The organism is Zobellella endophytica (assembly GCF_003012775.1).
GTDB classification, from domain to species: domain Bacteria; phylum Pseudomonadota; class Gammaproteobacteria; order Enterobacterales; family Aeromonadaceae; genus Oceanimonas; species Oceanimonas endophytica.
In genome coordinates this window covers 373,325-396,210 of record NZ_PXYG01000002.1, presented here as the reverse complement: position 1 = coordinate 396,210, position 22,886 = coordinate 373,325, and the positions used below count along the sequence as shown (strand labels likewise).

Annotated in this window: 23 protein-coding genes; 14 read left to right on the top strand and 9 right to left on the bottom strand. The window is 63.8% G+C overall.

What is annotated here, in order from left to right; genetic code table 11:
• The first annotated feature begins 2 nt into the window (after positions 1-2).
• The gene (locus C7H85_RS07065; RefSeq protein WP_210433587.1) at positions 3-701 is read left to right on the top strand and encodes a DJ-1/PfpI family protein; all 699 of its coding nucleotides are present in this window, start codon (positions 3-5) and stop codon (positions 699-701) included.
• 329 nt (positions 702-1,030) lie between these two features.
• Positions 1,031-1,318 (top strand): SLC5/6 family protein, encoded by a 288-nt coding sequence (locus tag C7H85_RS07060; RefSeq protein ID WP_106729007.1) that lies wholly within the window; start codon positions 1,031-1,033, stop codon positions 1,316-1,318.
• Positions 1,319-1,344: 26 nt separating this feature from the next.
• On the opposite strand, the gene C7H85_RS07055 is transcribed toward C7H85_RS07060, so the two are convergent.
• Positions 1,345-2,250, bottom strand: a complete 906-nt coding sequence (locus C7H85_RS07055) for a LysR family transcriptional regulator (RefSeq protein WP_106729006.1) — start codon at positions 2,248-2,250, stop codon at positions 1,345-1,347.
• Between the two features lie 105 nt (positions 2,251-2,355).
• Here C7H85_RS07055 and C7H85_RS07050 point away from each other — a divergent pair, with 105 nt between their 5' ends.
• The 7 genes from C7H85_RS07050 to C7H85_RS07020 all read left to right on the top strand — a co-directional run bounded on the left by C7H85_RS07050 (position 2,356) and on the right by C7H85_RS07020 (position 11,139).
• Entirely contained in the window at positions 2,356-3,501 is a 1,146-nt protein-coding gene (locus tag C7H85_RS07050) for a CaiB/BaiF CoA transferase family protein (protein ID WP_106729005.1), read from the top strand.
• Between the two features lie 109 nt (positions 3,502-3,610).
• Positions 3,611-4,750, top strand: a complete 1,140-nt coding sequence (locus tag C7H85_RS07045) for an acyl-CoA dehydrogenase family protein (RefSeq protein WP_094041441.1) — start codon at positions 3,611-3,613, stop codon at positions 4,748-4,750.
• Between the two features lie 12 nt (positions 4,751-4,762).
• Positions 4,763-5,512 (top strand): electron transfer flavoprotein subunit beta/FixA family protein, encoded by a 750-nt coding sequence (locus C7H85_RS07040; RefSeq protein ID WP_106729004.1) that lies wholly within the window; start codon positions 4,763-4,765, stop codon positions 5,510-5,512.
• Positions 5,512-6,444 (top strand): electron transfer flavoprotein subunit alpha/FixB family protein, encoded by a 933-nt coding sequence (locus C7H85_RS07035; RefSeq protein ID WP_106729003.1) that lies wholly within the window; start codon positions 5,512-5,514, stop codon positions 6,442-6,444. The genes C7H85_RS07040 and C7H85_RS07035 overlap by 1 nt, the downstream gene beginning before the upstream one ends.
• Positions 6,445-6,563: 119 nt before the next feature.
• Complete coding sequence (locus C7H85_RS07030) at positions 6,564-7,907, top strand: YjiH family protein (protein WP_106729002.1); 1,344 nt, start codon at positions 6,564-6,566, stop codon at positions 7,905-7,907.
• Between the two features lie 51 nt (positions 7,908-7,958).
• Positions 7,959-9,605, top strand: a complete 1,647-nt coding sequence (locus tag C7H85_RS07025; protein WP_106729001.1) for an electron transfer flavoprotein-ubiquinone oxidoreductase — start codon at positions 7,959-7,961, stop codon at positions 9,603-9,605.
• 193 nt (positions 9,606-9,798) lie between these two features.
• Positions 9,799-11,139: a Na+/H+ antiporter family protein gene (locus C7H85_RS07020; protein WP_106729000.1), complete on the top strand. Its 1,341-nt coding sequence runs from the start codon at positions 9,799-9,801 to the stop codon at positions 11,137-11,139.
• A gap of 141 nt (positions 11,140-11,280) precedes the next feature.
• Here the strand turns inward: C7H85_RS07020 and C7H85_RS07015 are convergent, their stop codons facing one another.
• Positions 11,281-12,174: a LysR substrate-binding domain-containing protein gene (locus C7H85_RS07015; protein ID WP_106728999.1), complete on the bottom strand. Its 894-nt coding sequence runs from the start codon at positions 12,172-12,174 to the stop codon at positions 11,281-11,283.
• Between the two features lie 92 nt (positions 12,175-12,266).
• Here C7H85_RS07015 and C7H85_RS07010 point away from each other — a divergent pair, with 92 nt between their 5' ends.
• Positions 12,267-13,079 (top strand): phytanoyl-CoA dioxygenase family protein, encoded by an 813-nt coding sequence (locus C7H85_RS07010; protein ID WP_106728998.1) that lies wholly within the window; start codon positions 12,267-12,269, stop codon positions 13,077-13,079.
• Here C7H85_RS07010 and C7H85_RS07005 read toward each other — a convergent pair.
• Complete coding sequence (locus tag C7H85_RS07005; RefSeq protein ID WP_106728997.1) at positions 13,076-13,921, bottom strand: AraC family transcriptional regulator; 846 nt, start codon at positions 13,919-13,921, stop codon at positions 13,076-13,078. The genes C7H85_RS07010 and C7H85_RS07005 overlap by 4 nt on opposite strands.
• Positions 13,922-14,041: 120 nt before the next feature.
• Here C7H85_RS07005 and C7H85_RS07000 point away from each other — a divergent pair, with 120 nt between their 5' ends.
• A complete protein-coding gene (locus tag C7H85_RS07000) occupies positions 14,042-14,674 on the top strand; it encodes an HAD-IA family hydrolase (RefSeq protein WP_106728996.1) in 633 nt (210 codons plus the stop codon).
• 196 nt (positions 14,675-14,870) lie between these two features.
• Here the strand turns inward: C7H85_RS07000 and C7H85_RS06995 are convergent, their stop codons facing one another.
• The 6 genes from C7H85_RS06995 to C7H85_RS19530 form a co-directional block, all read right to left on the bottom strand.
• Entirely contained in the window at positions 14,871-15,182 is a 312-nt protein-coding gene (locus tag C7H85_RS06995) for an AzlD family protein (RefSeq protein WP_094039985.1), read from the bottom strand.
• Positions 15,179-15,889 carry an AzlC family ABC transporter permease gene (locus C7H85_RS06990; RefSeq protein ID WP_106728995.1) on the bottom strand — a complete coding sequence of 237 codons (711 nt, stop codon included), beginning with the start codon at positions 15,887-15,889 and terminating at the stop codon, positions 15,179-15,181. Before C7H85_RS06990 ends, C7H85_RS06995 begins: the two co-directional genes overlap by 4 nt.
• Positions 15,890-16,097: 208 nt before the next feature.
• Positions 16,098-16,454 (bottom strand): lysozyme inhibitor LprI family protein, encoded by a 357-nt coding sequence (locus tag C7H85_RS06985; protein WP_106728994.1) that lies wholly within the window; start codon positions 16,452-16,454, stop codon positions 16,098-16,100.
• Between the two features lie 294 nt (positions 16,455-16,748).
• On the bottom strand, positions 16,749-18,416 hold the full coding sequence (ettA, locus tag C7H85_RS06980) for an energy-dependent translational throttle protein EttA (RefSeq protein WP_106728993.1): 1,668 nt from the start codon (positions 18,414-18,416) through the stop codon (positions 16,749-16,751).
• A gap of 329 nt (positions 18,417-18,745) precedes the next feature.
• Complete coding sequence (locus tag C7H85_RS06975; RefSeq protein WP_106728992.1) at positions 18,746-19,801, bottom strand: BMP family protein; 1,056 nt, start codon at positions 19,799-19,801, stop codon at positions 18,746-18,748.
• 221 nt (positions 19,802-20,022) lie between these two features.
• Entirely contained in the window at positions 20,023-20,217 is a 195-nt protein-coding gene (locus tag C7H85_RS19530) for a hypothetical protein (protein ID WP_146140430.1), read from the bottom strand.
• 263 nt (positions 20,218-20,480) lie between these two features.
• Here C7H85_RS19530 and C7H85_RS06970 point away from each other — a divergent pair, with 263 nt between their 5' ends.
• From C7H85_RS06970 to C7H85_RS06960, 3 genes are all read left to right on the top strand, one after another.
• On the top strand, positions 20,481-21,344 hold the full coding sequence (locus C7H85_RS06970; protein ID WP_106728991.1) for a sugar phosphate isomerase/epimerase family protein: 864 nt from the start codon (positions 20,481-20,483) through the stop codon (positions 21,342-21,344).
• Between the two features lie 191 nt (positions 21,345-21,535).
• Entirely contained in the window at positions 21,536-22,324 is a 789-nt protein-coding gene (locus C7H85_RS06965) for an IclR family transcriptional regulator (protein WP_106728990.1), read from the top strand.
• Between the two features lie 239 nt (positions 22,325-22,563).
• Complete coding sequence (locus tag C7H85_RS06960) at positions 22,564-22,872, top strand: non-heme iron oxygenase ferredoxin subunit (protein ID WP_106728989.1); 309 nt, start codon at positions 22,564-22,566, stop codon at positions 22,870-22,872.
• Positions 22,873-22,886: the final 14 nt, after the last annotated feature.

The following is a 22,886-nucleotide window of genomic DNA, read 5'->3' as shown; positions in this document are numbered from 1 at the left end:
TTATGAAATGGTTCACTGTTTTCGGACTGCTTACCTTTCTCGTTTTTTCTTTTCCGTCGATCGGAACGGCTGCTCAAGAAATGAGCGTAACCAGAGAGGCTCCTGACGTTTCCGGCCCCTTGAAGGGTAGGATTGGTGTCGTCGTAGAATCTCACTTCGACGAGCTCGAATTGGTCAAGTTCCAAGAGTTTTTTCCTGCTAATGGTTATGAAGTTGTATTCATGTCGTACCTATGGGATCAACCTGAACTGACGTTCACTGGCAATGATTTTACGCATCAAGTAGTCGTTAATACCGATATCACAAAAGTTGATTTATCTGAGTTTGACGGCATTATCTTGATTGGAGGTTATGCCATGGATCGTCTTAGGTACGAGACGAAGGTTAATCCGGATGGTACCTCCAGTGCACCCGCGGTGGATTTTATTCGCAAGGTTATCGAGACTGATCGGATAAAAGTTGGCACGATCTGCCACTCACTTTGGCTCTTAACTGCGGCTCCAGACCTTTTGTCAGGAAAAAAAGTAACTGCTGCACACAATATTCTAGCTGATGTTCGAAATGCTGGCGGTATTATACAGATCGTAGACAATCAGGCCGTCGATACCTTTGTGGACGGTCACCTCATCAGCGGAAAGCATCCTGAAGTTGTTGATGAGTTCATGCAGGTTTACCTTTCAGAGATTGAGAAGGATAATTAATCTGAATAGCTGTTCATAATAACGGGTCATTATCGGCAGAGAGTGGGTACTGCTAATTTGTGCCAGGGATGGTGCGGTGGTTGATATCTGAACGGGTTTCTTCAACAAGGGTAAGGTGTTCGAGCAGGGTCATGGTCAGGCTCCTTCGGCAAGAGGCGCTGATTAGATCACAGACGATCCACACGTTCAAATTTCATTAACAAAGTATTCTCTCGCCCTGGGCTGTCTGGCGAGCTTTCTGTAAGCAACACGCGCTTTCGTACTACCAGTTCAACTACCGGCGCTACAGCATCAGCCGGGCGCGAGCCTGCCTGGGCTCGGGGGTACTGATGTGGCTGCTGAGCCTGGGCACCGTGTTCTCCTTCAACCTGTGGGAGCAACACACCCTGTTCGGCAAGACCTTCTTCGGCGGCCTGGACTACCTCACCTCCAGCTGGATCATGCCGTTGTCCGGGCTCTTTATCGCCCTGTTCGCCGGCTGGGTGATGAGCCGCACCGCCACCGAGCAGGAACTGGGCCGGGGCCCGGGCTACCGGCTGTGGCGCTTCACCATCCGCTACCTGAGCCCGGTGTTTATCGTGCTGATGTTCCTCAATGCCATCGGCGTCTTTGGCTGAGGCGCCGGTCTTCCGAAGCGCTCCGCCTAGGGTGTTGCCGGCTCCTCCGTAAACATCCGTTTTACCTCCGCCATCACCGCCTCGGCTACCGGGGTGGGGGAAAAATGATGGGAGTGGGCCAGCACCAGCCGCTGCGACGGCAGCGGGTTGGCGATGGGGCGGCACACCAGGCGGGCGCCGTCCTGGGTCTGCTCCGACAGCGGACGGGTGATCAGCAGGGCGACCCCCAGCCCCTGGGCCACCATGCCGCGCACCATTTCCAGCGAGGTGGTGCGGTAGGCGATACGGGGCTCCAGCTGGTATTGCCAGAAGGGCGACATCAGAAACTCCCGGCTGTGCGGCAAGTCGATCTGGATCAGCGCCTCCCCGGCCAGATCCTCCAGTGACACGGCCTGCTGCCGGGCCAGCGGATGCGTCGGGGGCAGGGCGGCGTAGAACCGGCACTCCTTGAGCAGCTGCACCCGGGGGCGTTCGGTCATGCCCAGATCGTAGGTCAGCGCCAGCTCGACCTGGCCGGTGTCCAGCATGCGGCTGATGGAGCCGAGATCCCCCTCGCGCAGTTGTACCTCCACCCCGGGCAGCGTTTCCCGCAGGCGGCGCAACAGGCCGGGCACATAGGGCGGCCCCAGGGAGCTGAAATAGCCGATGGTGATCTGGCCGCGCAGCTGGGGGCCGGCATCCTGCGGCTCGGCGAACATCTCGGCGCGGGACAGCAGGGCCCGGGCTTCTTCCAGCTTGCCGCGGCCGAAGGGGGTGATGGCCAGCCCCCGTGGCGGGTTGCGGATAAACAGCTCGGCCCCCAGCTCGGCTTCCAGGTTGCGCACGATCAGCGATACCGACGGCTGGGACAGGTGCAGCTGGCGGGCGGCGGCGGCGGTACCGCCGTTTTCGGCCACCGCCACGAACACCTTGAGTTGATGCAGGGTTATCACTACTAGAAAAATCTATATTGAATATATGTAACTAATATTTTACACAATATTCACCCGCTGACAAACTCAGAGCCAAGACTTCACCACCACTCTGAGGCCCATACCATGGAACAGCAGCACCAGCGTCAGCCCCTGGCCGGGATTAAAATCGTCGATCTCACCCGGGTCCTGTCCGGCCCCTTCTGCACCGCCCTGTTGTCGGATCTGGGTGCCGAGGTCATCAAGGTAGAACCGCCGGGCGGTGATGAATATCGCCATGTGGGTCCCTTTGAGCAGGGAGAAAGCGCCCTGTTCACCCTGATGAACCGCAACAAGAAAGGGGTGGTGGCGGATCTGAAAAACCCCGGGCACCTGGCCCGCTTGCTGGAGCTGGTGCGCGAGGCCGACGTTCTGGTGGAAAACTTCAAGCCGGGGGTGGCCGAACGGCTGGGGGTGGGCTTTGCGGCCATCAAGGCCATCAACCCCGACATCATCTACGCCAGCATTTCCGGCTTCGGCCAGCAGGGCGAGTCGAGCGGCCTGCCGGCCTACGATCTGGTGGTGCAGGCCATGTCCGGCATCATGGCCATCACCGGCGAGCCCGACGGCGAGCCGACCAAGGTGGGCGAGTCCATCGCCGATCTGGCCGCCGGGCTCTATGCCTCCTGGGCCATACTGGCCGCCCTGTTCGACCGGCAGCGCAGCGGCGAGGGGGTCCACCTGGATATCGCCATGCTCGACTGCCTGTTCTCGCTGATGCCGACCCCGGTGGCCCAATGGATGTTCGGGGGCGAGGCACCGGGGCGGGTCGGCAACCGTCATCCCTTGTCCACGCCCTTCGGCTCCTTCAACGCCGCCGATGGCCGGGTCATTATCGCGGTGCTCAACAACCGCCAGTTTGCCGCGCTGTGCGCCGTCATGGGCCGGCCCGGGCTGGCGCAGGACGCCCGCTTCGGGTCCGACGAGGCCCGCACCCGCCACGAGCCGGCGCTGCGCGACCTGATTGAAAGCTGGCTGTCCGGCCACAGCGTGGCGTCGGCCATCGCCAGCCTGGCGGCGGCGGGCATTCCCGCCTCGCCGGTGCTGGACATGGGCGAGGTGCTGGCGCGGGCCCGGCAGGGCGAACGCCGGCTGCTGCGCACCCAGCGGCACGCGCGCCTGGGCGAGATCCCCATGATGACGCAGCCGGTACGGGCCAGCGCCTGGGCCAGCCCGGCGCCGGCAACGGCCCCCGCCCTGGGGGAACACGACGCCGAGTTGTTCCGACCCTAAGCCGGCCCATTCCCACTTTCATTACGCCACACCGGCGCGGCCGGTGGGCCCCGTTGCGCCCTGGCGTCAGGGGGCGACGGCATACCGACAACCCAAGGAGAGGATCACCATGAACATCACCATTACCGAAGACGATCGGATGCTGGCCGACGCCATGCAGCGCTTTTGCCGGGAGGTGATAGCGCCGGCGGCGGCGGACATAGACGAAGGCAGCCATTCGGCGGTCCGCCACCGGGCGGCGCTGTCCGACATCGGCATCATGGGCATGAACCTGCCGGAACACTGCGGCGGCACCGGGGTGTCGGCGGTGGCGCTCTACCTGGCGGTGGAGCAACTGGCGGCGGCCTGCGGCTCCACCGCCTCCATGGTGACCGCCCATTTCCTGGCGACCGACTCCATCCTGCACGGTGGCACCGAGGCGCAGCGCCGGCGCTGGCTGCCGGGGGCGGCCAGCGGCGAGCTGTTGGGGGCCTTCGCCCTGACCGAGCCCAACGCCGGCTCCAATCCGGCGGCGATGCGCACCCTGGCGGAAAAAACCGGCTCGGGCTACCGGCTGCGCGGGGTGAAGCACTTTATCTCCAACGCCGCCGAGGCGGACTTTCTGGTGGTGTATGCCAAAACCGACAAGAGCGCCGGCCACAGGGGCATCAGTGCCTTTATCGTCGATCGCCACGCGGCCGGGGTGGCGGTGAGCGCGCCCGAGCGCACCATGGGCCTCAGGGGCGGGCATGTGTTCGAGGTGGCGCTGGACTGCGAGGTGCCGGCCGACCGCCTGCTGGGCGGCGAAGAGGGCCGGGGTTTTCGCACCGCCATGCAGGTGCTGGACAACGGCCGGGTGGAAATTGCCGCCAGTTGCACCGGCATTGCCGGCGCCGCCCTCGAGGCGGCCCTGCACTGGGCCAGGACCCGCGAGGTCAACGATCACCCCATCGCCGAGTTCCAGGGGCTGCAGTGGATGCTGGCCGACATGGCCACCGAGCTGGAGGCGGCGCGGATGTTCGGCCTGCGGGCGGCCACCAGGCGCGAACAGGGGGAACGCTTTTCCCAGGAGTCGGCGATGGCCAAGCTCTACGCCTCGGAAGCGGCCGGCCGCATTGCCGACAGGGCGCTGCAGATCCACGGCGGCTATGGCTACACCCGGGAAATGCCGCTCGAGCGCTATGTGCGGGACCTGCGCATCATGCGCATCTACGAAGGCTCGTCCGAAGTGCAGCGCAACATCATAGCGCGCACCCTGCTGAACCACTGAGGAGCAACGGCGATGAAGATACTGGTCACGGTAAAAAGGGTCATCGATTACAACGTCAGGGTCAGGGTGAGGGCGGATCAGAAAGACGTGGATCTGGCCAACGTCAAGATGGCGCTCAACCCCTTCTGTGAAATTGCGGTGGAAGAGGCGGTGCGGCTGAAGGAAGCGGGCGTCGCCTCCGAGGTGGTGGTGGTGTCGGTCGGGCCCCAGGAGGTGCAGGAGCAGATCCGCGCCGCCCTGGCCCTGGGCGCCGATCGCGGCATCCATGTGCACACCGAACAACTGCCCGAGCCGCTGTCGGTGGCGCGCTTGCTGGCGCGGCTGGTGGAGCGGGAGCAGCCGGGGCTGGTGATCCTCGGCAAGCAGGGCATCGACGCCGATCACAACCAGACCGGGCAGATGCTGGCCGCGCTTACCGGCATGGGCCAGGGCACCTTCGCCTCGGCGGTGAAGATAGCCGGGCAGGAGGCACTGGTTACCCGCGAAGTGGATGGCGGCCTGCAGACCCTGGCGTTGCGGCTGCCGGCGGTGGTGACCACGGACCTGCGGCTGAACGAGCCGCGTTATGCCGCCCTGCCCAGCATCATGAAGGCGAAGAAGAAGCCGCTGGAGCAATGCACCCCGGAGGTGCTGGGGGTGAGCCTGCGGGCCCACAGCGAGCTGCTTGGGGTGACGCCGCCGGTGGAGCGCCAGGGCGGGGTCATGGTGGGCTCGGTGGAAGAGCTGGTCGACAAACTGAAACACGAAGCGAAGGTGATCTGATGGCTATCCTGATCGTCGCGGAACACGACAACCGTATCCTCAAGGCCGCCACCCTGAACACGGTGGCCGCCGCCCGCCAGCTGGGCGGGGAACTCATGGTGCTGGTGGCGGGCCAGGGCTGCCGGGCCGTGGCCGAGGCCGCCGCCCGGGTGGAGGGGGTGGCCAGAGTGTGGCTGGCCGACCATGCCGCCTACGCCCATCAGCTGGCCGAAAACCTGGCGCCGCTGGTGGCGGAGCTGGGCCGGGACTGCAGCCATCTGCTGGCGCCGGCCAGCACCGGCGGCAAGAACCTGCTGCCGCGGGTGGCCGCCCTGCTCGGCGTGGGCCAGCTCTCCGACATCATCTCGGTGGAAGGCGCCGATACCTTTCGCCGGCCCATCTATGCCGGCAATGCCATCGCCACCGTCCGCTCCCTCGATCCGATCAAGGTGCTCACCGTGCGCACCAGCGCCTTTGCGGCGGTGGCCGGCGCGGGCGGCAGCGCATCGATAGAAGAGGTGAATTCGGTACATGACACGGGGTTGTCCCGTTTTGTCGCCGAGCAGTTGTCGGTGTCGGAACGTCCCGAGCTGGGCGACGCCCGGGTGGTGGTGTCCGGCGGGCGCGGCCTGGGCAAGGCCGAACACTTCGCCCTGATCGAGGCCCTGGCCGACAAGCTGGGCGCGGCGATAGGCGCTTCCCGCGCCGCCGTGGATGCCGGCTTTGTCGCCAACGATCGCCAGGTGGGCCAGACCGGCAAGATAGTGGCGCCGGAACTCTATATCGCCGTGGGCATTTCCGGCGCCATCCAGCACCTGGCCGGCATGAAGGAGTCCCGGGTCATCGTGGCCATCAACAAGGACGAAGACGCGCCCATCTTCCGCATCGCCGACTACGGCCTGGTGGCGGATCTGTTCGAGGCGTTGCCCCGGCTCACGGCGCAACTGCCCTGAGCGCGGGGACGGGAACGGCAGCAACGAAGGAATGAAGGGGCGCCGCTACCGGTGGCGCCCTGTCGAGGGAATGACCCGCCTGGGCGGGTCCAGCACTAGCCTGTCAATGGAGAAGAAGGATGAATAACGTCGAGGTAATGCAAGGAAGACGCGGGGGCGCTGTCAAGGCGCTGCTGGGCAGTTTGATCGGATTGTTGATTTTCTTTATTCCCTTGTCGCTCGGGGGCGACCAGGCCACTATTCCCCTGGTGAGCCTGATCGGGGCCATCAAGGGGGCGCTGGGCGACAGCCTCCAGTACCTGACCCTGGCGCTGACCCTGTTGCTCTGCCTGACCTGGGGGGCTGCCCGGCTGACCGGCAATGCCGCCCTGGCACGCTACCATCGCAAGGACAATGCCCTGGTCGGCCTGCTGTTCCTGCTGGGCGCGGTATTTGCGGCCTTGCTGGTGTTCCGGATTGGGCCCGACTGGTTCCTGCACAAGGACGTGGGCGGGCTGGCGCTCTATCTCGGGGGCAGCGTCTTTCTGACGGTGGTGGTGGCCGGCTTCCTGGTGCTGTTCCTCACCGAGTTCGGTTTTCTCGAATTCGTGGGCACCCTGATGGAGCCGCTGATGCGCCCGCTCTACCGCCTGCCCGGCCGCTCGGCGGTGGATGCGGTGGCCTCCTTTGTTGCCGCCCCGGCGGTGGGGATTTTCATTACCAACAAGCTGTACCGCAGCGGCCACTATACCCAGCGGGAAGCGGCCAGCATCGCCACCAACTTCAGTATCTGCAGCCTGGGCTTCTTCGCCCTGCTGGCGTCCATCGGCGGCATCATGGAATACCTGCCGCACATGATTGTCTCGTCCTTCGTCATCAACTTCCTGCTGGCCGCCGTGGTCACCCGGCTGCCGCCGCTGAGCCGCAAGCCGGACCGCTACTTCGACGGCCGCACGGCCCGGCAGGGCAGGGACGGCGGCAAACCGCAGGGGCCCATCCTGTTGCGCGCCTGCCAGGCCGCCGCCGAGCGGGCGGCCACCACCGGCCCCGAGGTGTTCGGCCGTTACCTGTGGGAGGCGGCGACCTTCGCCCAGAAGATAGTGGCCTATATCCTGTCGATCGCCACCATCGCCCTGGTGATAGGCACCTACACGCCGCTGTTCGAGTACCTGGGGCTGGTGTTCGAGCCCTTGCTCAGGCTGCTGCAACTGCCCGACGCGGACAAGATAGCGCCCACCGTGTTGCTGTCCATCGCCGAAATCGCCCTGCCCGCCATCATCATCGCCGGGGGCGAGGTGGCGCCGATGAGCGTGTTCTTCGTCTGCACCCTGTCCACCATCCAGATCATCTTCTTCACCGAGAGCGCCAACGCCATGCTGGAATCGGACATCCCGCTGTCGGTGACGGATCTGGTGCTGATCTTTCTCATCCGGACCCTGCTGGCCATCCCCCTGGTGGCGCTGGCGGCACACCTGATCTTCTGAACCTGGAGCAGGGACGGGCCGCCGCCCCTGCCGTTTTGACGGGAAATAACAATGAACAGAGAAATCATGGAGTTCGACGTGGTCATCGTCGGTGCCGGCCCCGCCGGGCTGGCGGCGGCCTGCCGGCTGATGCAGCAGGCGCGGGAGGCCGGCCGGGAGCTGAGCCTCTGCGTGGTGGAAAAGGGCTCGGAAGTGGGGGCCCATATCCTCTCCGGCGCCGTGATCGATCCCCGGGCCCTGGCCGAGCTCTTCCCGGACTGGGCCGAGCGCGGTGCCCCGCTGACGACCCCGGTGGCGGCCGACGAGCTTTACTGGCTGGCGCATGAGGGCGCGGCCCGCCGTATCCCTGGCTGGCTGGCGCCCCCCAGCCTGCACAACGAGGGCTGTTACGTGGCCAGCCTGGGCAAGCTGTGCCGCTGGCTGGCCGAGCAGGCCGAAGCCCTGGGGGCGGAGATTTACCCGGGTTTTGCCGCGAGCGACGTGCTCTACCACGACGACGGCGCGGTCAGGGGCATCGTCACCGGCGACATGGGCGTCGGCCGGGATGGCGAGCCCGGGCCCGGCCATGTGCCGGGCATGGAGTTGCATGCGCGCTACACCCTCTTTGCCGAAGGCTGCCGCGGCCACCTGGGCAAGGAGCTGATCGCCCGCTTCCGGCTGGATGACAAGGCGGATCCCCAGCATTACGGCATCGGCATCAAGGAGTTGTGGGACATCGATCCGGCCCGGCACCGGCCGGGACTGGTGATGCACGGCACCGGCTGGCCGCTGGCGGGCGACACCGGCGGCGGCAGCTTTCTCTACCACGGCGAGCACAACCAGGTGGTGGTGGGGCTGGTGGTCGACCTCAACTATACCAACCCCTGGCTGAGTCCCTTCGACGAGTTTCAGCGCATGAAACAGCATCCGCTGTTCCGCCGGTACCTGGAAGGAGGCAAGCGGGTGGCCTACGGTGCCCGGGCCATCGCCAAGGGCGGTTTCAATTCCCTGCCCAGGATGACGATGCCCGGCGCCCTGCTGCTCGGCTGCGACGCCGGCACCCTGGATCCGGCCCGCATCAAGGGCACCCACACCGCCATGAAGTCCGGCCTGCTGGCGGCGGAGGCGGTGTTCGAGGCGCTGGCCGGCGGCGAGGACGGGCGGGCGCCGACCTCCTTCGACGCCCGTTTCCGCGCGTCCTGGCTGTACGATGAGCTGTATCGCGGCCGCAACTTCGGCCCGGCGCTGCACCGGTTCGGCCCCTGGCTGGGGGGCGCCTTCAACTTCCTGGAGCAGAAGCTGTTCGGCGGCCGCCTGCCCCTGACCCTGCACGATCGCCGGCCGGACCATGAGGGACTGAAGGCGGCGGCGGGCTGCCCGCCCATCACCTATCCCAGGCCGGATGGCAAGCTCAGCTTCGACAAGCCGTCTTCGGTGTTTTTGTCCAACACCAACCACGAAGAAGATCAGCCCTGCCACCTGCAACTGCAGGATGCGGCCATCCCGTTGGCGCAGAACCTGCCGCGCTGGGCGGAGCCGGCCCAGCGTTACTGCCCGGCGGGGGTGTATGAGGTGGTAGAGCAAGCAGCGGGAGCCGGGCTGCAGATCAACGCCCAGAATTGCCTGCACTGCAAAACCTGCGATATCAAGGATCCGTCCCAGAATATCCGCTGGGCAGTACCGGAAGGGGGCGGCGGGCCCAATTATCCCAACATGTAGCCGAAGTTGGAGATATGTTCTTGGTACAGGCGGTACATCATATTGCTACTACATAGCCAAAAAGTTATGAGGTTCATATACAAACTATATTCATTTTAAATGTTTACGGAGTGTTAATTTTCCCCTGTGGGTAGCGGGTTCAGAGCCGGTGCGCCGCATTAAAAGGACGTAACAACACAGGGGAGAGGAACCTATGAATGCCATTGTTTTGGCTATTTTGGTGATGGTGGGGCTGTGTCTGGCCCGGGTATCGGTGGTGTTTTCACTGGTGGTCGCCGCCCTGGTGGGCGGGCTTTGGGCGGGGATGTCGGTGGAGCAGGTGATTGGCGCCTTCAACGAGGGGCTGGGCGGAGGCGCCACCGTGGCGCTGGCCTACGCCACCCTCGGCGCCTTTGCGGTGGCGCTGTCGCGTACCGGCATTACCGGCCTGGTGGCCGATAAAACCCTGGCCTGGGTCGGGGCCCGCCGTGAGCCGGGCCAACTGGGGGGCATCAAGTGGTTGCTGTTCGGCGCCCTGGTTATCGTGGGCGCCGCTTCCGGCACCGTGGTGCCGGTGCATATCGCCTTTATTCCCATACTGGTGCCGCCGCTGCTGGGGCTGATGAGCATGCTGCAACTGGACCGACGCGCCGTGGCCTGTGTGATCACCTTCAGCATCACCATCATGTACATGACCACTCCTGTCGGGTTTGGGACCATCTTCCTCAACGACATTCTCACCGGCAGCGTCAACCAGGCCGGCAGTGAACTGGGTTTGCAGGTGACTCCTGAGATGGCGCCCAGGGCCATGCTGATCCCGGCCCTGGGCATGGTGTTGGGGCTGCTGGTGGCGGTGCTGTTCAGCTACCGCCGGCCGCGGGCATATCGGCATCAGCCGGTGGCGGCCGCAGCCCGGGAAAAGACCGAGCTCCGGCTCTCCAAACGACAGTTGGCGATGATACTGGTGGCGGTGGTGGGGGCCCTGGCGGTGCAGCTTGCTACCGGCTCCATGGTGCTGGGCGGCCTGCTGGGCTTTGCCCTGTTGTCGATGAACGGCCTGTTCAAATGGAAGGAGCAGGACGACGTCTTCACCCAGGGCATGCGGTTGATGGCGCTGATCGGTTTTATCATGATTGCCGCCTCCGGCTTTGCCGGGGTGATGAAGGCCTCGGGCGCCATTCCCGAACTGGTGGCGGGATCGGGGGCGCTGATCGGCAACAGCCCGGCGCTGGCGGCACTGGTGATGCTGCTGGTGGGGTTGTTCATTACCATGGGCATCGGCTCGTCGTTTTCCACCGTTCCCATTATCGCCGCCATCTATGTGCCGCTGGCGCTGAGCTTCGGCTTCTCGCCCCTGGCCACCCTGGCGCTGGTGGGTACGGCAGGCGCCCTCGGCGATGCCGGCTCGCCGGCCTCCGACTCCACCCTGGGGCCCACCGCCGGGCTGAATGCCGACGGCCAGCACGATCATATCCGCGACTCGGTGATCCCCACCTTTATCCACTACAACATTCCGCTGGTGATCTTCGGCTGGATTGCGTCCCAGGTGCTGTAGCTGAGGGTTTCCGGCATCGGCCGGACAGCGCACACAGACACGCCGCAAGTACGTCCATGTAGGCTCGGACATGCCGTCCATGGCATGTCACGGTCTGCTTAGCGCTACTCGGCTGCTGCCGGGTTATACCGAGGCTGTACCTTACTGTCCGGCGACCAGGCCGAGGAACAGCCGGGCCGGCACCGACAGCGGAAAGCGGCGGGAATGGGCCAGCACCACCCGCTGGGGCTGGACCTCGTCGGCGAGCGGCACGCAGGCGAGGGCCGCGCCATCGTAGCTGCGGTCTCCCGCCGGCCGGGTGCAGGACAGCGCCACCCCGTGACCGTGGGCCACCAGGCCCCGTTGCAGTTCGAAGGACGCCGTGGTGTGGACGATGTCGGGCTTGAGTCCCCGGTGCCAGAACAGGGAGAGGAAATACTCCCGGGTGAGCGGCAGATCCTGCAGTATCAGCCGCTCCGCCGCCAGCTCTGTGAGGCTGAGGGAAGGGCTGGCCGCCCTGGGATGGGTGGTGGGCAGCAGGGCATGGGGGAGCAGTTCATCCAGCACCTCGGCGTCTATCTCCTGCGGCAGGCCCAGATCGTAACTCAGGGCCAGTTCGGCCCGGCCCTGCTCCAGCGCCCGGCTCACGCCGGCCAGATCCTCCTCCTGCATCAATACCCGGATCCCGGGGTAGCGGCGCTCGAAGCGGCTCACCAATCGTGGCAGGTAGTAGGGCGCGATATCCCTGAAACAGCTCAGCACCAACTGGCCCTCCACCTCGCTGTCGTCCTGCCGCTGACGGGCCAGCAGGTTGTGGGACAGGGTGAGGATATGGCGCGCCTCCTTCAACAGCGCTTCGCCGCCGGGCGTAAGGCTGACCCCCTGGCCCCGGTGGCGCTGGAACAGGGGCTGCTCCAGCAACCCCTCGAGCTGGGTGATGGCGATGGACACCGAAGGCTGGGACACATGCAGCACCTCGGCCGCCTTGCTGACGCTGCCCTGCTGGGCCACCGCGACAAAGTAGCTCAGTTGCCGGAAGGTAAAAGGTATAGCCATTACTCTATGTATCCTATATGTAAACTGTATTTATAAGCTATGTGATGCCGGTGCTAAAGTCGAGTCGTCGCTAACCACAGGGAGGAATCATCATGGGTCACACAACCACCACGACCTGGCTGACACAGGATCAACGGGACGCCTATGCGCGAGACGGCGCCATCGTCGTCAAGGGTGTGTTCAAGGACTGGATAGAGCCATTACGGACAGGTTTTGAACGGGTGCTGCGCGAGCCTGGCGAGCATGGCCGGGAGAACGTGACCGGCAACGATGGCGGACGTTTTTTCGAGGATTACTGCAACTGGCAGCGGATACCTGAATTCCGGCATTGGATAGAGGCGTCCCCCGGAGCGGCGATTGCCGGGGAGGCTACCGGTTCACGGCAAATTCAGGTATTCCATGAACATATTCTGGTGAAGGAGCCGGGCACCGCCAAGCCCACGCCCTGGCACCAGGATTTACCCTACTACTGCGTGGACGGTGACCAGACGGCCAGTTACTGGATACCGCTGGATCCCATCACCCAGGAAAATGCCCTGCAGGTGGTGCTGGGCTCCCACCGCTGGCCCAAGTTGGTGCGACCGAGCAAGTGGTCCACGAATGCGTCCTGGTACCGGGATGACAGCCCTTTTATGGACATGCCGGATATCGACGGCGGGGACTTCGAGATCCTCATTCCCGAGCTGGAGCCGGGCGATGCGCTGTTGTTCAACTTCAAGACGGTGCATGGTGCCCCGGGCAACCAGACGTCCAACCGGCGCCGGGCTTTTTCTACCCGCTTTATCGGCGACGACGTGCGCTATGTCGACCGGGGCGGACCCACCTCGCCGCCGTTTGACGGCATCAACCTGCAAACGGGGGAGCGGATGCGGGAGGACTGGTTCCCGGTGGTGTGGCGGCGTTAGCCCAGCCGGCGCCAGCCGAAGCGGCGGCGAAAGGCCAGGGGGCTCAGCCCGGTATGGGCGAGGAAGCTGCGGTTGAAGTGGCTGGCGTTGTTGAACCCCGCCTGCTCGCGCACCAGCGCCACCGGCAGGAGGCTGGTGGTGAGCAGGTGGCAGGCGTGGCCCAGGCGCAGACGGTTGAGGTACTGGCTGAAGCTGGTGTCGCAGTGCTGTTGCAGCAGCCGCTTGAGGGTGGCGGGGCTCAGGCTGCAGTGGCGGGCCACCTGCTCCAGGCGCAGGGGCTCTTGGTAATGGCGCTGCAAATGGCCGAGCAGCCGATCCAGGCGTCGGTCCGGCGGTTGCTGTAACCGCCCGCCCAGGGGGCGGCCATGTTCGTCCGCCTGCAGCAGTTGCAGCAGCTCCAGCAGGGCGGCCAGGGCCGGCAGCGGGCCCGGTTGCGCCATGCGCTCGAACAGTCGCCGGGCCCGGCGGGCGGTGGCGGTACCGAACACGGCGCCGTTGCCGAGCCCGGCCAGCCAGTCGAGCAGGGGCGACAGCTCCACCAGTCCCGCCTCCACCTGGGCCTGCAGCCAGTGCCTGGGCAGGAACACCACATACACCTCGGGCGCGCCGTCCGAGGCCTTGGCGTCCCAGGTGTGGGGCACGTCCGGTCCCACCAGCGCCAGATCGCAATGCCCGAAGGGGGCCACGTCCTCGCCGATATAGCGCATGCCTTCCGCCCCCAGGGTCAGGGTGATCTCGTATTCCGGGTGGTAGTGCCACTGAAAGGGCACGCCGGCGTCCTTGAGGTGGGTCAGGGCCCAGGATCTGTGATGGGGCAGGCTCAGCAGTTCGCGTTTAAGCATTTTGGGCCACCTTGGATCTTGGTAATGAGCCAATAGTATCTTTTTTCGGGCCAAAGGAATAAATGGTGCCGGGTCGGGAGAGTAGGATCGGGGTAACGGTAACCGATAAAGGAGAGCACCATGAACACAGTGGCGGCCAAGGGCCTGATCTTCGATTTGGACGGCACCCTGGTGGACTCCCACCGGGCGGTGGAGCAGGCCTGGGCCCGCTGGTGCGACCGGCACGGCATTCCCCTGAGCGATGTGCTGGCCATCTGCCACGGGGTGCGCAGCGAAGAGACCATCCGCCGACTGGCGCCGCAGCTGGATGTGGCGGCCGAGGCCGCCTGGCTGGAAGTGGTGGAGAGGAGCCTGAACGACAGCGTGACCGCCATCCCCGGCGCCCGGGAGCTGCTGTGCTCGTTGCCGGATGACTACTGGGCCATCTGCACCTCGGGCAGCCTGCCGCTTTCCATCCCCAAGCTCGACATCACCGAACTGCCCCTGCCGCGGATCCGGGTGACCGCCGAGCAGGTGAGCAGGGGCAAGCCGGATCCCGAGCCCTACCTGCTGGCGGCCCGGCTGCTGGGGCTGGCGGCACAGGACTGCCTGGTGTTCGAGGATGCCCCGGCCGGCATTGCCTCGGCCCTGGCCGCCGGCTGCCGGGTGGTGATAGTGGGCGGCAGCCGCCACGAGCACGAACGGGTGCTGGGCAATATCCCCGACTACCGCCAGGTCAGCTACCACAACGGCCGACTCAGCTTGCCGGTATAACCAGACGATGGCGCCGCTTCGGTGCCATTAGCCTGTTAATCGCTGATATTTGCCGATATTCTCGTCAATGCACACCCGCCATTTTCGTGCCCACCCTCGTCATTCCCGCGTCCACCCCCGCCATTCCCGCGAAGGCGGGAATCCAGGGAAAACGACACCGGGCCCGCGGCAAGCGCAGGCACAGATGACGGCGCTGTTATCCCAGTTGCCTGGCCAGCGCCGCCACCAGGATGCCGGCGGCGATGGCCGGCAGCGGCTTTTTCAGCACCAGCATGGTCAGCCCCGTGGCCAGCAGCGCCAGGCGGGCGCCGGTGTCGCCGTTGAGGGCCAGGGGAGTGAGGATGGCCACCAGCACCGAGCCGGACATGGCGCCGATAAACTGCTGCACCCGGCGGTTGATGGGCACGAAGGACATCACCAACACGCCGCCCCAGCGGGTGGCCAGGGTGACCAGCGCCATCACGCCGATGATAAGCCAGGGCCCTAGGCCTGCTGTGTCCAGGTTCATGTGCTTTCCTTCTCCATCCACAGGGCGCCGAGCACGCCGCCCGACAGCGCGCCCACCACCACGTGGCTGTTGGCGGGCAGATACCAGTAGGCCAGCATGGCCGAGAGCGCGGCCACCGTCCAGATGGCCAGGTTGCGCAGATCCTTGCGCCCGCCCACCACCATGGCCAGCAGAAAACAGCCCATCACCATGTCCAGCCCCAGGCCGACCGGATCCTCGATGGCGTTGCCGAAATGCAGCCCGAGCCAGGTGCCTAGGATCCAGAACGACCAGATGGCGAGCCCACCGCCGAACAGAATGCCGAGCGCCCGCTCACCCCGGTGAAAGCCCTGCATGGCCATGGCCCAGTTGGCGTCGGAGGCGAACAGCATCACCCCGTAGCGCCTGGCCGGCGGCAGGTGGCGCAGCCAGGGGTAGAGGGTGGCGCCCATCAGCAGGTGGCGGGCGTTGATGGCGAAGGTGGTGATTACCAGGGGCACCAGCGGCACCTGGGTACCCCAGAGATCGAGGGCGGCGAACTGGGAGGCGCCGGCAAACACCAGGGCGCTCATCAGCACGATATCGGTATTGTTCAGCCCCACCTGGGTGGCGGCCAGGCCGAAGGCCAGCCCGAACACGGCGACGAAAAGGGAAAGCGGCACCAGCTGCCTGAAGCCGTGCCAGGTGTCCTGCCGGTCCAGCCGGGCGAGGGCGGCGTAGGTGTCCATGGGGTATCCCGCTTGTTGTTCTGGTCAGGGGCGACAGCATAGCACCATGGCGAAGGTGGAGCGAGCTGGCGGAAAGTAGTAAAGACGGGGCGGGCAGGCGGTGTTGTCTTCGAGTGACGCCGTTTCCGGCAGTGGAACATACCGCGAGGTCGCGGGCAGGAGCGGAGCAAGGGAAAGTGCCTCCTTGGAAGGATCCGCGGTGGCCTGCTCAGTCACCTTGTTCCTCAAGAAGACGGAGCAGTTCGGCGGTTCTGTGCTCGGTCAGCCGGATCAGCTCCTCACCGTGGATCAGCGGCCGGATAGAGCCGCCTTCCCAGGCTGAGGAGACCAACTCGGCCTGGGCATCGCGAAACCTGAGCCAGGCCCGCTGGGCGAGCTTGAGTTTTTCCTGGCGGGGAGCATCCAGCCTGGCCATCAGGCGGACATAGGCCTGGTTCAGGGCCTGGTCGGCTTGTTCGTATTGCCGGCCGGCTGCTTGATTCATATCCTGCTGGGTGGCGCTGTAACCGGCGGTTGCCAGCGTTAGTGCCATGCAGGCGCACATCAAGGGCAAGGCGAGTTTCATAGTGTTTTCCTTTCGATATCACCCGGTAAGCAGACTTCAGTGTAGCCCGGCAGGGAAGTAGCCCGCTTGGGCATCGCGTTTATCTGTGCGGGGATGTATGGATTTCCGCCTTCACGGGAATGGCGGTGGTGAGGTGTGGGAATGGAGAGAATATATGAGTGCCGAGTTGTGGGCTCTGGATTCCCGCCTTCGCGGGAATGACGGAGTGGAGGCCGGAATAACGGATTTGATTTATTCCCGGCCATAAAAAAGCCCGCGTGATGCGGGCTTTGAATACAAGCGGTATCGACGGTGTTACTTGGCGATGCGCTTGTACTTGATGCGGTGGGGCTGGATGGCCTCGGCGCCGTAGGTTTTCTTCTTCCACTCTTCGTATTCGGTGAAGTTGCCTTCGAAGAATTCCACCTTGCCTTCGTCCTTGTAGTCCAGGATATGGGTGGCGATGCGGTCGAGGAACCAGCGGTCGTGGGAGATGACCATGGCGCAGCCGGGGAAGTCCAGCAGGGCGTTTTCCAGGGCGCGCAGGGTTTCCACGTCCAGGTCGTTGGTCGGTTCGTCCAGCAGCAGCACGTTGCCGCCGGTCTGCAGCAGCTTGGCCATGTGCAGGCGGCCGCGTTCACCGCCGGAGAGCTCGCCGACCCGCTTCTGCTGGTCGACACCCTTGAAGTTGAACCGGCCCAGGTAGGCGCGGCTGGGGATCTCCAGGTTGCCGATGCGCATCATGTCCAGCCCGCCGGATACTTCTTCCCACACGGTCTTCTTGTCGTCCATGCTGTCGCGGAACTGCTCCACAGAAGCCAGTTGCACGGTATCACCCAGGGTGATGCTGCCGGAATCCGGCTGTTCGGCGTTGGTGAGCATGCGGAACAGGGTGGATTTACCGGCACCGTTGGGGCCGATAATACCGACGATGGCGCCCTTGGGAATGCTGAACGACAGGTCGTCGATCAGCACCCGGTCGCCGTAGGACTTGGTCAGGTGCTCGACGTCCACTACCTTGTCACCCAGGCGCGGGCCGGGCGGGATGAACAACTCGTTGGTTTCGTTGCGCTTCTGGAAGTCCTGGTTCTGCAGTTCCTCGAAGCGGGCCATGCGCGCCTTGGACTTGGCCTGACGACCTTTCGGGTTCTGGCGCACCCATTCCAGTTCTTTCTGGATCGACTTCTGGCGCGCAGCCTCGGAGGACTGCTCCTGGGACAGGCGCTGATCCTTCTGCTCCAGCCAGGAGGAGTAGTTGCCTTCCCAGGGAATGCCTTCGCCCCGGTCCAGCTCCAGGATCCAGCCGGCCACGTTGTCGAGGAAGTAACGGTCGTGGGTAATGGCCACCACGGTGCCTTCGTAGTCGTGCAGGAAGCGCTCCAGCCAGGCCACGGACTCGGCGTCCAGGTGGTTGGTGGGTTCGTCGAGCAGCAGCATGTCCGGTTTTTCCAGCAGTAGCTTGCACATGGCCACCCGGCGGCGTTCACCCCCGGAAAGCTTGTCGATCACCGCGTCCCAGGGCGGCAGGCGCAGGGCGTCGGCGGCGCGCTCCAGCTGGTTGTCCAGGTTGTGGCCGTCGTGGGCCTGGATGATGGCTTCCAGCTCGCCCTGGCGCTTGGCCAGCTTGTCGAAATCGGCGTCCGGATCCGCGTAGGCGGTGTAGACGGCGTCCAGCTCCTTGAGCGCGCCGGCCACTTCGGCCACGGCTTCTTCCACCGCTTCGCGTACGGTCTGCTCCGGGTTTAGCCGGGGCTCCTGGGGCAGGTAGCCGATGTTGATGCCGGGCTGGGGGCGGGCTTCACCTTCAATTTCGGTGTCGATGCCGGCCATGATGCGTAGCAGGGTGGATTTACCGGCGCCGTTCAGGCCCAGCACGCCGATTTTGGCGCCGGGGAAAAACGACAGGGAGATATTCTTCAGAATATGACGCTTGGGCGGAACCACCTTGCCCACGCGGTGCATGGTGTAAACAAATTGAGCCATTTCTATTTGTCCTGATAAATCAGTAAGTTAATAGGCCGTATTGGCGAGCTGCGCTGCAGCCTGCGGCCAACCGAACAGCTATGGCGATATATGGTACTTGGCTTGGCGGGGAATGCCAGTGCCAAGAGGGGGGAAAAGTGAAGATCCTGGTTGCCCGACGATCGGTAGCAGGCAGCGCCGGAGTTTCACGAAGCCGCGGCAGGGTTGCCGCGTCGCGCCAATGTGCAGGCGGGCCGCCTGCGCTCCATTTGAGCAATGTCCCTTATGGAGCGCGGGCGGCTCGCCCGCATGAGCGCCGCAGGCGCTCATTTACTGAAGGGTATTGAATATCAGGACTTGGCCTTCAGTTCTTCCTTGTAGGACTGATCCACGAATTCTCCGGTGGCCGGGTTGAACTCGGAGCCCTCGTAAGTGGTATTGATGCGGATTTCGCCGCTGATCAGCTTGGCCGCCAGCTGGTCCAGCTGCTGTCTTATCTCGGGCGAGACGTCCTCCGCCAGGGTCAGCTTGACCACCTCGCCCTGGCCCAGGCCGATCTCGGTGATCTGGTCGGGCTGCCAGTCGCCGGTGGTAAAGTCGCGGGCGGCGCTGAGGATAGCCACGCTGGCGTCGGCCACCGCCGAGCCGACGAAGCTGGCGTCCACCTGGGTCCAGTCGGACACGTTGCCGATATGGCGCACCTTGCCGCCATGGGATTTGATCTCGTCGATCACCCCCTGGCGGCCGGCGTTGAGCATGGTGTAGATCACATCGGCGCCCGCGGCGATTTCGGCGGCGGCGGCCTGGGCGTTGATGTCGGTATTGTCCAGATCGCCGGTAAACCAGGTCAGGAACCTGGCGTCGGGATTGACGTGTTTGACCCCGTCATAAAAGGCGGCGCGGCCGATCAGGCCGGGCTTGGGCCAGGCACCGGAGATATGGCCGACCACGTCGGATTGGGTGGTCAGCCCGGCCAGGGCGCCGGCCAGCCAGGCCGAGTCTTCCTGGCGCACCACATAGCTCGAGAGGTTGGGTCCCTGCACATGGCCCTGGATCACCACGAACCTGATGTCGGGGAATTCCTTGCTCACTATCTCCGCCGGGCCGTTGCACTGGCCGCCATGGGCGATGATGAGATCGGGGCCTTCCTGTGCCAGCTTGCGCATGGCCTCGGTAAGCAGGGCCGGATCGGAAGTGGCGGAAATATTGGATACATAACTGGCGTTGACATCCAGCTCTGCCTTGATCTTTTCATAGCCCCGGTAGGCGGCCTGCATAAAGCCGTTGTCGTCGTGCTTGCCGGGGATCAGCACGGCGATATCCGGCCGGTCCTGGGCCAGCGCCTGGGTCAGGGGAGCCAGGGCCAGGCCGGCGGCGAGCAGTGCGGTGCTTCCAAGCTTGTGCATGATGTTCTCCTTGGTGGGATCCTGCGATGGTGGTTGTGGCTTGTTTTTGTGTAAACAATTCAGTCACAACACAACATACATTTTGTTTACATAATTGTTAATTATGAATTGACTCAACTGCGGCAAGAGTCACAGAAATGGGGCGGCACCGGTGATGAGTCGAACAGGAAAAAGAGGAAGGGCTATCGTCGTGGAGGAGGGCTCGCGTCCCTGCGGCCGGGTTATTCGTCGTCTCTGTTGCTGCTCCAGCGGGTCAGGACGGCGGAGATGACGGTGTTGCCGAAAAAGCCCCAGTCCATCCAGGCCGGCTTGTCGGCATGCTTATCGATACTGGCGGCGGTGGCGAGCAGCGGCAGCCAGAGGGCCGCCAGCAGCGTGCAGGTCACCACGCCTTTTCTTATTCTTATGGTTTTCATGGGCACTCCCGATTAAAGGGGATCCCACTTATAGCACGAGTGCCGCGGGCCCTGAAGGCGAAATTTGGAGTGGGTCACATTTTGAGAACTTTTAGTGGAATTAATATTTCGACACTGGCAAGTTTATGGAATATTTGTTTCAATTGTGTAGTGTTCCGGTGCAACGAGTCGGTCGTGTGCAACCGGTAGTATAAACGATGAAGGAGCCGGTTCTGCCGCCGGCGCTGATACGGTTTGGACTGCTGAGTCAAGGGAGTAGAGTTATGCGTTTGGTATACGATCCGTCGCACTATCGTGACAACACCGGCCTGAAGGAGACCATCGACACCGTGGCCCGGCTGGGATACGAATGGGTGGAGCTGTCTCCGCGCAAGGATTTCATCTGGTTCTACGAATATCCCAAGGTCGACCGGCAACTGATCAAGAGTCTGAAAAAGTATTGCGCCGACGCCGGCGTCAGGATCTCTTCGGTGCTGCCGGTGCAGCAGTGGGCCTCCCCGGTGGAAGAAGAGCGCCAGGCCGCGGTGCGCAATTGGAAGCGCTGCATCGAGATCACCGCCGAGCTGGGGGTGGATCTGATGAACTCCGAGTTCAGCGGCAACAAGCGCCGGCCCCAGGCCAGCGAGGACGCCTTCGTCCGCTCGATGGAAGAGCTGATGCCGCTGTTCGAACGCGAGAGCATCAAACTCAACATGCAATCCCACCCTCATGACTTTATCGAGCAAAACATCGAGGCGGTGCGCATGATCCGCGCCCTGGACAAGGACTGGATCAAACTGGTCTATTCGGTGCCCCATGCCTTTTACTACGACGACGGCATCGGCGATGTGGTCAAGCATATCGAGGAAGCGGGCGATTTGCTGGCCCATGTGCTGATCGCCGACACCTTCAACCACAAGGCCGGCTTCGGGCTGCGCTACATCATCAACCCGCCGGATGCGGACGTGACCATTCACCAGCACCTCAACCCGGGCGAGGGCGAGGTGGACTTCGACGCCCTGTACCGCAAGCTCAGGGAGATCAAGTTCGACGGCATCGTCACCAACGCGGTGTTCGCCTATCCCGACCGGCCCGAGTGGTCCAACGAACTGACCCTGAAGTCGATCCGCGAGGGCCTGCGGCTCTGAGGCGCGGAAAACGGGCACAACTCTGATAACACCAATCATAACCATACAAAATCTGTAGCTTGCCTTTGCATCGCCCCTTCGGGGGCGCTTTTCGTGGAGGGCTCCGCCGGGACGGAAGCGTTTGACGAAGCGGTAAGGCCATGCTCAAATTTTGCCTTTGCTACGCAACAATGTCGGGCACAGAGGAACATATGGAAACCGATGACAGATACATGGTCCCCGGCCTGGTGCGGGGGCTGGTGGCATTGCAGGCATTCAGTCAGGAAAAGAAGGATCTGTCGGTCTCGGAGCTGGCGGAGATCATGGGCGTGAACCGTTCCAGCGCCTTTCGTATCGCCTATACCCTGGAGCACTGCGGTTTTCTGCACAAGGCCAGCGATTCCCGGCGCTATGCGCTGAACTCCAAGGTGCTGGATCTGGGCTTCACCTACCTCTCGGGGCTGGATCTGCTGGAGCCTTCCCGTCCCATACTGCAGCGGCTGCGGGATCAAACCACCATCGCCTGCCACCTGGTGATCCGCCAGGGCACCGATATCGTGTTCGTGGATCGGGTCCAGGCCACGGGGCCCTTCACCAGCACGGTGGGGGTCGGCACCCGCTGGCCGGCCCACGCCACCGTTACCGGCCAGCAACTGCTGGCCGACCTGTCCGATGACGAGATCCGCGAGCTGTACCGGGATCACCAGTGGGCAACCTTCACCGAGGGCACACCTACCGGCATCGAGGCGTTGCTGGCGCGCATCCATGAGATCCGCGGGCAGCCGGCCCTGGTCAGCTGGGGCTACTTCAACCCGGCCATGGCCGCCTGCGCCGCGCCCATCTACCGGCTGAGCGACAACAGCATGATCGCCTCGGTGTCGGTGAGCTGCCCGCTGGGCGGCATTCCGCAGGCCGAATTCGAGGGCCGCATCCGGGACGCGGTGATCGCCGCCGCCCATGAATTGTCCCGCACCCTGAGCCTCAACAACGCCCAGCCCTGAGTCCGCACGGCACCATCAAGACGCCGTGACTCCCCACCAACGCCATGCGACCGCATGGCGTTTTTTTATGGCCGGCTCCCGGTGCTAATAACAAATTGTAATAAAAATGTAACTTTATAGACCCAATAAATTTGAGCAAAAAAAAGCCTTTCATTGACAGGGGTCAATAAACGGATCTAATCTTTGTTTTGTAGATAAATCATAGTTTCATATACAAAACACAAAGGAGTGACGAAGCCATGAACTGGGTTTCCATTTGCAAGCTGGGCGACATCTCCGATGAGAGCCCGCTGGCCGTCAAGGTAGGCGACAAGGAGATCGGCGTGTTCAGGGTGGAAGGCCGCCTGCATGCCATCGAGGACATCTGCCCCCACGCCTATGCCCTGCTCACCGAGGGCTTTATCGAAGGCCGCACCGTCGAGTGCCCGCTGCACGAGGCCATCTTCGATATCCCCACCGGCAAGCTGCAAAGTGGCCCCGGCTGTCGTGATCTCCACATCTACGAGGTACGGGTCGACGGCGATGACGTACTGCTGAACATGGCATGACAAGGAACAGCACC